The organism is Yoonia sp., from assembly GCF_036007805.1.
Classification (GTDB): Bacteria; Pseudomonadota; Alphaproteobacteria; order Rhodobacterales; family Rhodobacteraceae; genus Yoonia.
The window spans coordinates 1-8,349 of record NZ_DASYOK010000313.1; the positions used below are offsets into that span (position 1 = coordinate 1).

The window sequence follows — 8,349 nt, forward strand, 5'->3', positions numbered from 1 at the left end:
AAAGAAGAAATCCAACAGGTCACCGAATTGCACGACCATCACGAGGAAGGCGATCAGCAGCACAGAGCGGTCGCCATAGCCTGCAATGTCGAGTGACATCAGTGCGGGCACGTGGCTGACACAAAAGACTGCGATCATCAGCGCCCATTGGGTTTCCGCAACCCTCACCAGAAAGCGTTGCGGATTGCCCCGCAGGGCTGAGATCATCGGCAGGAAAAGAAAGGCGTAGACGGGGATGAACACTGTATAAAGGCCGGTCCAGCCGAAGCCCACGAAAACATATTGCAGGGGCAGAACCGCAAAGAAGGCGAGCGCCAGCGACAGGTGGTCGGCCTGCGTTTTGGTGGTCAGCGTCAGAAATTCGCGCAGGGCGGCGAAAGAGGCGAAAGCAAACAGCGTCATGATGCCCGGTTTGCCCAGCAAGAGCGCCAAACCGATGAATGTGACCATGCCCCACCAGCTTTGAACGCGGGTCATATAGGTGTCGAGCATCGGGTTGGGATCATGGACGGGCTGGCGTGCGCGCAGGATTTCGCCCAGTACCGTCAGGGCAATCAGTATGCCGAAACTGCCAAAGGCCAAAAGCAGGATATCCGCTGTCGTGCTGGTCATTGGCGGGCCTCGGGGCGTTGCGCCAAGAGCGCCTCGGAAGCACGTTTGAGGAAATCATCCTTGCTTTCGCCTTCGCGCACATGGATCGGTTCGCCGAAGGTGACGGTGCAGATCAGGGGCAGGGGGATCACCTCGCCTTTGGGCATGATCTCGGTCAGGTTGGCGACCCATGTGGGCACCAGATCGACATCCGGTCGCGCGACGCCCATGTTGTAAAGCCCCGCCTTGAAGGGCAGCAACGGGTCCTCGGTCATGTTGCGGTTGCCTTCGGGAAAGATGATCAGGGATGACCCTTCGTCCAGCGCTGCGATGATCTTGTCCATCGGTTTGTCCTGCACCTCGGGGCGGCGGTCCACCAGCACGCAGTTGAAAACCTCTGGCCCGACAAAGGCGCGCAATTTGTTTTTCAGCCAATAATCGGCGGCAGCCACGGGGCGCACTGTCCGGCGCAATGCGGGCGGCAGGACCGACCAGATCATCGGCATGTCGGCGTTGCTGGTGTGGTTGGCAAAATAGACGCGCTGGCGCGGGACGGGTTCGATGCCCTTCCACTCGGCCCGCACGGCGGTGATTGCGCGCGCGAAGATGCGGATGGATTGGCCAACGATACGTGCTGCGAACTGGCGTAAGAATTTCATGGATTTGACTTTGGCGCAGGGCTTGGGTTTTGAAAAGAGGAAAGCCCCGCCCCCGAAAGAGGGGCAGGGCGGGGGGATTAGCGGCTTTCGCTCACGTAGTCTTCCAGCAGTTTTTCGTTGCGGGCGTCTTCGATGCGCTGGATGCGGTCTTCGGCCATGCGTTCGTCGAAGCGGTATTTGACAAAGTTCACCAGCGAGAGTGTCAGCATCATGACCGAGATGGCCCAGAAACCTTTGGTTGAGAGCGGCACATCGGTTGAAAGCCACAGCGAGATGCCGAGCATGCCGTAGGCAATCACCACGCCCAACAGGTTGACTGTCATGATCAGGCCGTTGTCCGAGTTTTTGTTAAGCATTTGTTTGTCCTTTTTTGTGAATTGAGGTTTTTGATTTACTTCTTGGATGACTTGAGGCGCGCGAGCACATCATCGGCAGTGGCGCGGGTGGCACTGCCGAAACCTGCCTCGGCCATGCGGTCGGTGAGGTTGCCGCCTTCCAGATCGCGGTTGATGTCCGCCAAAATTTCGCTGCGCTCGAAGGGGTCGTCGCGGCCCAAGACGCGGGCGATCAGTTCTTCGGCCTCTTCGACGCTGCCGTGTTGCACACCTGTTTTCGTCATCTGCATCTGGATATTCTGCTCACGACGGACCGCGCGGGCCTGAATAGCCCCTTGCTTGAGGTCAATGATCCGGCGGTGCCCGCTTTCGATTGACGTGCGCAGGCGGACAACCTTTTGATCCAGCCGATCAAGGGTTTCGCTCCGGATGGCCAATTCGTTTTCCATATTGGCAATCGCGCGGGCGGCCTCGGTGGCCAGATCTTCGCGGTCGTTGTCGAGTGCTTCCTTGGCGCGTTTGGTCAGATCGTTGATGCGGTTTTTTAGGCCGGCGTGTTGCTTTTCCTCAGATCGCTGGCGCTGGATCAGGCTTGCAAGCGTGGCTTTGGCTGCGCGCAGACTGGCCTCGCTTTCGCGGATTTTCTGGTCGATCAGTTCGATTGCAAAGGCATCACGGACGCGATCCTCAGCGCGGGCGTTCTGGCCGTTGATGAGTGTGGCAAGTGTCTTGAACATCTGTCTCTCCGTTTCGTTTCAGTGTGTGAACACTGTTCATAAAATAGAGATAGCGAGTCCATCTTTTGGTTGCAAGATAAAAAATGAACATAGTTCAAATTATTTTGGGGACGCCGTGAATTGCCGCAGAACAAGTGCAATCATGTGGTCGATATTGTCGGTTGACACGCCGGCGCTGGCTTCATCCAACCCCAAAAGCACAATACCATGGACAGAAGAGAAGAGTGCGCGGGTCAAAAGAGCGATTTCATCCGCGGCGCGATCAGGAAAGATCACGGCAAGCGGATCAGAGATATAGGTGAAAAGCTGCCCCATCTCGGCAAGGTACCAATCGGGGGCGGCTTCGCCCGCCGGGCGTTCGACGTCAAAGAGCGCGCGCCAGCTTAGATGGTTGCTTGCTGCGAAGTGGTGATAGGCCTGCGCCATGACGACCAGTTGTTCTACGGGGTCCCCAGGGGCGTCTGCCAATGCTTCGGCCACATCCGCGCCAAGGCGGTGAAAGGTGCGGGCATTGACGGCGAGTGTCAGGTCCGTGAGGTCACCAAAGACGTTGTAGATCGCCCCCACAGCGCAGCCTGCCTCGGCCGCCAGATCACGGGCACGCAGGGCGGACAGGCCGTTTTGCGCGATGGTGCGTTCGGCGATCACGATCAGCTTTTCGCGGAGTTCCTGTCTGCGGATTTCTGTTTTGGTTGCCATCTGCCCCTCACTTCAATGAACGCAGTTCAATTATAGGGGAGCGGGCGAAGCTTGGAAAGGGTCGCGTTGAGTGCAGCCGCCGCAGAGGTCGGAGCGATGCCTGTTGTGTGGAGGATGCAGACTCAAATCGGCCAGCGTGTTATCGTCACAGAGATTTCGGAAGGAATTTCGCAGTGATCGGGGTAAGCGGCGATTTCCAACCATCAAAAGTCATAAAGCAAATTAGGAAAGGAGAAGTACCGTGAGTTATATTGATGGGATGATCTGTGCCGTGCCAGAGAACAAGAAGGACGACTTCATCGTCTTCTCGCGCGCAATGTCCGAAGTATTCAAGGAAAACGGCGCAACCTCGGTTGTCGATTGTTGGGGCGATGATGTCCCCGATGGTGAAGTAACGTCCATGCCGATGGCGGTGAAAGCCGAGCCCGGCGAGATTATTGTTTTCTCCTGGGTCGCTTGGCCGGACAAAGCAGCCCGCGACGCGGGTTGGAGCGCGGCAATGCAGGATCCGCGCATGGCCCCGGATGCGCCGATGCCCTTCGATGGTAAGCGTCTGATCATGGGAGGATTCAACGTCGTCCATAAGGCATAAAGCTGAGATCCACGTCATGGTGCCGTGCAGAGCCATCGTGGTGCGGTATATGGTAGGATTGGGCAGGTCTTGACGTCTGCTGTGACCTGAACCCTTGTCCGCGATGGGGACGAAGCGGATTGCTCCGCTCCGTCCGCTAAGCTGAAGGCCGCAATGGTGCAGCCGCGTCAGTTTACTGTGATTGTGATGACCTCGCTCATCACAGGCGGGTTGTGTGGTACATGGCTCCAATCGCCAAGCAAGAGTTGAAGCGTGTGCGTTCCTGCAGGCAGCTCTTTGGTCACCTGTGTCTGGCCGCCTCCAAAATGGACGATCTCATCGGTCGCGGGTAGTCCGGAATCCATATCCAACTGGCTTGGATCGGTGTTGATGAGCAGATGATGGTGGCCTGTGTTGTCCACTTCGGTTCCGGCCGGAGCGATGCCCATACCCGCCAATCCGAAAATGATAGTAACCGGGTTCGACACCGTTGATCCATCTGCCGGCGAGACGATGTACGCGCTGGCACCTTCGGGTGCGGGGCTCCGGTGGGCATCGGCAAACGCAGCCCCCGAGATCAGAAGTCCTACCGTAGTAGCGATAACTAAGTTCTTCATTTTTACCTCCCAAAAGTGGGCGATCTGCCCACAAAAGGTAATATAGTCCGCTTGTGCCGTTGGACAAAAAACGCTCTCGCAGCGGGCGGTTTGCGCTCAGACCGGACCTTCCTGCGATCTTCGTCATACATGTGGCGCGGCGCTTACCTCTTCACCGGCGCGCCGCCACCGAAATTGTTGACCCCGTGATATCCGATCGGTGCATCCTGCATTTGCAGGTGCAGCCCGTCGCCGTCATAGGGGTGCGCGCGGGCGAGGTCTTCGTCAAAGTCGATGCCAAGGCCGGGGGTGTTGGGGACTTCGATGTACCCTTCCTCGACCGTGATACTGCCTTTGATAAGCGCGTTATGGAACGGTGTCTCAATTGTTTCGGCCATCAGGATGTTGGGGATTGAGGCCGCCAGTTGGATATTCGCGGCCCATTCGACGGGGCCTGCATAAAGATGAGGCGCGATCTGCGCGTTATAGACCTCGGCCATTGCGGCGATTTTCTTGGTTTCCCAAATGCCGCCCGAACGGCCCAAAGCAGGTTGCAAAATTGCTGCGGCCCCTGACCGCAGAACAGGGGCGAATTCAGCCTTGGTGGTCAGGCGTTCGCCGGTGGCGACAGGGATGCTGGTGGCGCTGGCGACACGCGCCATCTGGTTGACGTTATCAGGGGGGATCGGCTCTTCGTACCAAAGGGGGCTATAGGGTTCGATGGCTTTGGCCAGCCGGATCGCGCCACCGGTGCTGAACTGGCCATGGGTGCCGAACAAAAGGTCCGCGCGGTCGCCCACGGTGTCGCGGATCGCTTTGCAGAACGCAACCGAGAGTGAGATATCGTACATCGACGGCATATGCCCGCCGCGGATCGTATAGGGGCCTGCGGGGTCGAATTTGACCGCTGTGTAGCCTTTTTCCACCATATCAAGTGCGACTTCAGCGGCCATTTCGGGGCTGGACCAGAATTCAGGCAGCGGGTGCACGGGGCGGGGATAAAGATAGGTATAGGCGCGGATGCGGTCATTCATCCGCCCGCCGATCAGGGCGTGCACAGGGCGGTCGCGGTCCTTGCCAAGGATATCCCAGCAGGCCATTTCAAGGCCGGACCATGCGCCGATCACGGTCAGGTCGGGGCGTTGGGTGAAGCCGGAGGAATAGACGCGGCGGAACATCAGTTCGATGTTTTCAGGATTCTCGCCTGCCATGTGGCGCGCAAAGACGTCTGTGATAACGGCCTTCATCGCCGCGGGCCCGATGGAAGAGGCATAGCATTCGCCGTAGCCAACAACGCCTGTGTCCGTCGTTACCTTGGGGATGATCCAATACCGTCCACCCCAACCCGGGGCAGGGGGTGCCGTGACGATGATATCAAGTTCGGCGAGTTTCATATGCTTGCATCCCGCGGGTCAGGTAAGGTGGATTGAAATCCACCTTACGGTTTGGCAGCGGTCAGTCAAACACGATCACGTTGCGCTTGGCGCTGCCCGTCTTTGTATCCGCAATCGCTTCGTTGATCTGTTCGAGCGTCCAGCGTCCCGAGATCAGCTCATCCAGTTTCAGCCGGCCCTGTTCGTAGAGATCGACCATCCACGGAATATCACGCGTGATCACCACATCGCCCATTTTCGACCCCACCATGCCTTGGCCGGTGGCTGCCAGCATCACCGGCTCATAGGTGGACATCGCACCTGAATGGGGCATGCCGACCATGATCACCTTGCCCCCGTTGGCCAGATATTGCGGGGCGGTGTCATAGGCCGGGATCGCGCCCACCGTGACAAAGACCGCATCCGCCCCGCGCCCGATGGCCTTTTTCGCGGCACGCCACGGTTTTTCAGAGGTCGCAAGTACCCCGTCGGTTGCGCCGAACTCCTTGGCAATGGCGAGCTTTTCTTCCGACATATCCACTGCGATGATCCTGCGGGCACCTGCGATGCGCGCCCCTTGGATAGCGTTCAGACCCACGCCACCTGCGCCGATCACAACCACGTCCTGTCCGGCGCGCAGGCCCGCTGCATTCACCACAGCCCCCACACCCGTGATCACGCCACAGGCGAGTAGTGACGCGGCCTCCATCGCGATCCCGTCAGACAGTTTCACCACCTGGCTTTGATCGACGACCACCCGTTCGGCAAAGCCGCCCGTGTTCATCGCCTGATGCAGCGCTGCACCCGTTGCGTCGGTCAGCGGGCCGCTGGCCATGTCGCTTTCGCAGGCCACCGGTTTGCCGCCCGCGCAGGACGGGCAGGTGCCACAGGCGCGGATCAGTGTCACCACCACAGGATCGCCAACCGCGATACCGCGCACACCGGCGCCGACGGCGCTGACGTGCCCTGCGGCCTCATGGCCGTAGACCGCAGGCAGGGTGCCACCCCAGCCGCCGTCGATATAGGAAATGTCGGAATGGCAGATCGCGCAGGCCTTGAGTGTGACCTCAACCTCGCCCATTGCGGGGGCGGCAAGCGTGACCGTTTCAATGGTGAGCGGGGCGCCGAATTGGCGGCAAACGGCGGCTTTGATCTCTGGCATGGCTGTATCCTTGGAACCTGTCTGGCCCTGACCCTGCTTTGGTCGGATGCGTCTTGCAAGTCTGATCGCGACGTTATGTGCCGCGGGGGCGCTTTGGCCGGGGGGTTTGAACAAAAACAAGAATACAGCCGATGGTCAGGATCGCCGACAAGATGAAAGGCGCGCCGGGTGCATAGACCGGGCCGTGGCCGTCGGTGAAAAACCAGAAGGTCTGGGTGACCATCAGCGGGGCGACAATCGTGGCCACCGCGTTGGTGGAGCTGAGCGTGCCTTGCAGTTCGCCCTGCTGGTTGTCTGCCGCAGTGCGTGACATGATCCCTTGCAGCGCCGGTCCCGCGATGGAGCCCAGTGCAGTGAGCGGTGTCAGCGCCAGTGCAACCCATCCGTTCGTCACAAAACCCAAAGCGACAAAAGCCAGCACGTCAACCGACAGGCCAAGGATCACGGCCTTGCGCTCGCCGATACGGCTCAGGATGGGCCGGATCAATAGCCCCTGCACAATGGCGATGCCGATGCCGAAGATACCCAGTGACAGGCCGATCATGCCCGGCCCCCAGTCAAAGCGTTCCGCGCCGAAATAGGCCCAGACGCCGGGGTAGACGAAAAAGGCGATGGTGTAGACAAAGCTGATCAGAAGCAGCCGCTTCACGCCGGGCAAGCCCCCGATGTTGCGAAACGCCCCCAGCGGGTTTGCGCGCCGCCATTCAAAGGGGCGGCGGATACGGTCGGTCACGCTCTCGGGCAGAACGTAGTAGCCAAAGATGGCGTTGCTCATCGCCAGAAACGCTGCTGCCCAGAACGGGGCGCGCGTGCCGAATTCCGCCAGCGCACCGCCCATCATAGGCCCCAGCACAAAGCCCATGCCAAAGGCTGCACCGATCAGGCCAAAGTTGGCGGCTTTTTCCTCGGGCGCGGAAATATCGGCCATATAGGCGGCCGAGGTTGATTGCGTCGCCGCCGTGATCCCGCCGATCACCCGCGCGATGATCAACAGCCAGATCGTGAAGGCCAGCGCCATCAGCACATAATTGAAGGCCATGATCACCAGCGAGATGATCAGAATAGGCCTGCGCCCGTAGCGGTCCGACAGGCTGCCCAAGGTCGGCCCGAAAAGGAACTGCATCGCCGCAAAGATCGTCGCAAGGATACCGCCCCAAACGGCCGCACCGCCGATGCCTTCGCCTTCAACCTCTTGGATCAGGTCGGGCATCACCGGCATGATCAGCCCGATCCCCATACTGTCAAGCATGACCGAAATGAAGATAAAGGTGACGGCGAGGCGTTTGTTCATCCGCGCAGGATTAGTGTGCGCGGTCGGCTTTGCAAGCGCGATCAAAGGGCTAGGCGCGCAAATGTCCGGTTGCTGATAAAAAGTCGCTCAGGTGCTGTGCGAATTCTGCCGGTTGTACGACGCAGGGCAGGTGGCCCGCGTTGCGGATCAACGCGAATTTCGAGCCGGGGATCAGGTCGGTTGTTTCACGCACCAGATCGGGCGGTGTCGATCCGTCTTCTGTTCCGGCAATTCCCAGGGCCGGGATGCGCAGCCCGCTGGTGGGCGTGTAGAAATCGGTGCCGGCAATCGCCGCGCAGACGCCAGTGTACCCTGCCACGGACGTCCCTTCGAGC

At 59.5% G+C, this 8,349-nt stretch carries 10 protein-coding genes and 1 pseudogene; 1 reads left to right on the plus strand and 10 read right to left on the minus strand.

Annotation, left to right across the window (positions count from 1 at the left end):
* The 5 genes from VGP75_RS16635 to VGP75_RS16655 all read right to left on the minus strand — a co-directional run.
* The coding region (locus tag VGP75_RS16635) for a phosphatidate cytidylyltransferase (RefSeq protein WP_327544729.1) at positions 1-612 on the minus strand (612 nt) is incomplete at its 3' end.
* On the minus strand, positions 609-1,250 hold the full coding sequence (locus VGP75_RS16640) for a lysophospholipid acyltransferase family protein (RefSeq protein WP_110279877.1): 642 nt from the start codon (positions 1,248-1,250) through the stop codon (positions 609-611). The genes VGP75_RS16640 and VGP75_RS16635, both read right to left, overlap by 4 nt.
* 77 nt (positions 1,251-1,327) lie before the next feature.
* Complete coding sequence (locus tag VGP75_RS16645) at positions 1,328-1,606, minus strand: hypothetical protein (RefSeq protein WP_327544730.1); 279 nt, start codon at positions 1,604-1,606, stop codon at positions 1,328-1,330.
* A 35-nt stretch (positions 1,607-1,641) separates the two neighbouring features.
* Positions 1,642-2,322: a PspA/IM30 family protein gene (locus VGP75_RS16650; RefSeq protein ID WP_327544731.1), complete on the minus strand. Its 681-nt coding sequence runs from the start codon at positions 2,320-2,322 to the stop codon at positions 1,642-1,644.
* Positions 2,323-2,421: 99 nt separating this feature from the next.
* Positions 2,422-3,021, minus strand: coding sequence for a TetR/AcrR family transcriptional regulator (locus VGP75_RS16655; RefSeq protein WP_327544732.1), 600 nt, complete (start codon positions 3,019-3,021; stop codon positions 2,422-2,424).
* A 241-nt stretch (positions 3,022-3,262) separates the two neighbouring features.
* On the opposite strand from VGP75_RS16655, the gene VGP75_RS16660 reads away from it, so the two are divergent.
* The gene (locus VGP75_RS16660; RefSeq protein ID WP_327544733.1) at positions 3,263-3,613 is read left to right on the plus strand and encodes a DUF1428 domain-containing protein; all 351 of its coding nucleotides are present in this window, start codon (positions 3,263-3,265) and stop codon (positions 3,611-3,613) included.
* Between the two features lie 167 nt (positions 3,614-3,780).
* Here the strand turns inward: VGP75_RS16660 and VGP75_RS16665 are convergent, their stop codons facing one another.
* The 5 genes and pseudogenes from VGP75_RS16665 to VGP75_RS16685 form a co-directional block, all read right to left on the minus strand.
* Positions 3,781-4,209 (minus strand): DUF4399 domain-containing protein, encoded by a 429-nt coding sequence (locus VGP75_RS16665; RefSeq protein WP_327544734.1) that lies wholly within the window; start codon positions 4,207-4,209, stop codon positions 3,781-3,783.
* Positions 4,210-4,352: 143 nt separating this feature from the next.
* Positions 4,353-5,582 (minus strand): mandelate racemase/muconate lactonizing enzyme family protein, encoded by a 1,230-nt coding sequence (locus VGP75_RS16670; RefSeq protein ID WP_327544735.1) that lies wholly within the window; start codon positions 5,580-5,582, stop codon positions 4,353-4,355.
* 61 nt (positions 5,583-5,643) lie between these two features.
* Entirely contained in the window at positions 5,644-6,723 is a 1,080-nt protein-coding gene (locus VGP75_RS16675) for a zinc-binding dehydrogenase (RefSeq protein WP_327544736.1), read from the minus strand.
* Between the two features lie 73 nt (positions 6,724-6,796).
* Complete coding sequence (locus VGP75_RS16680; protein ID WP_327544737.1) at positions 6,797-8,014, minus strand: TCR/Tet family MFS transporter; 1,218 nt, start codon at positions 8,012-8,014, stop codon at positions 6,797-6,799.
* A gap of 49 nt (positions 8,015-8,063) precedes the next feature.
* Positions 8,064-8,349: pseudogene (locus VGP75_RS16685) on the minus strand (3-oxoadipate enol-lactonase); the annotation flags it as partial.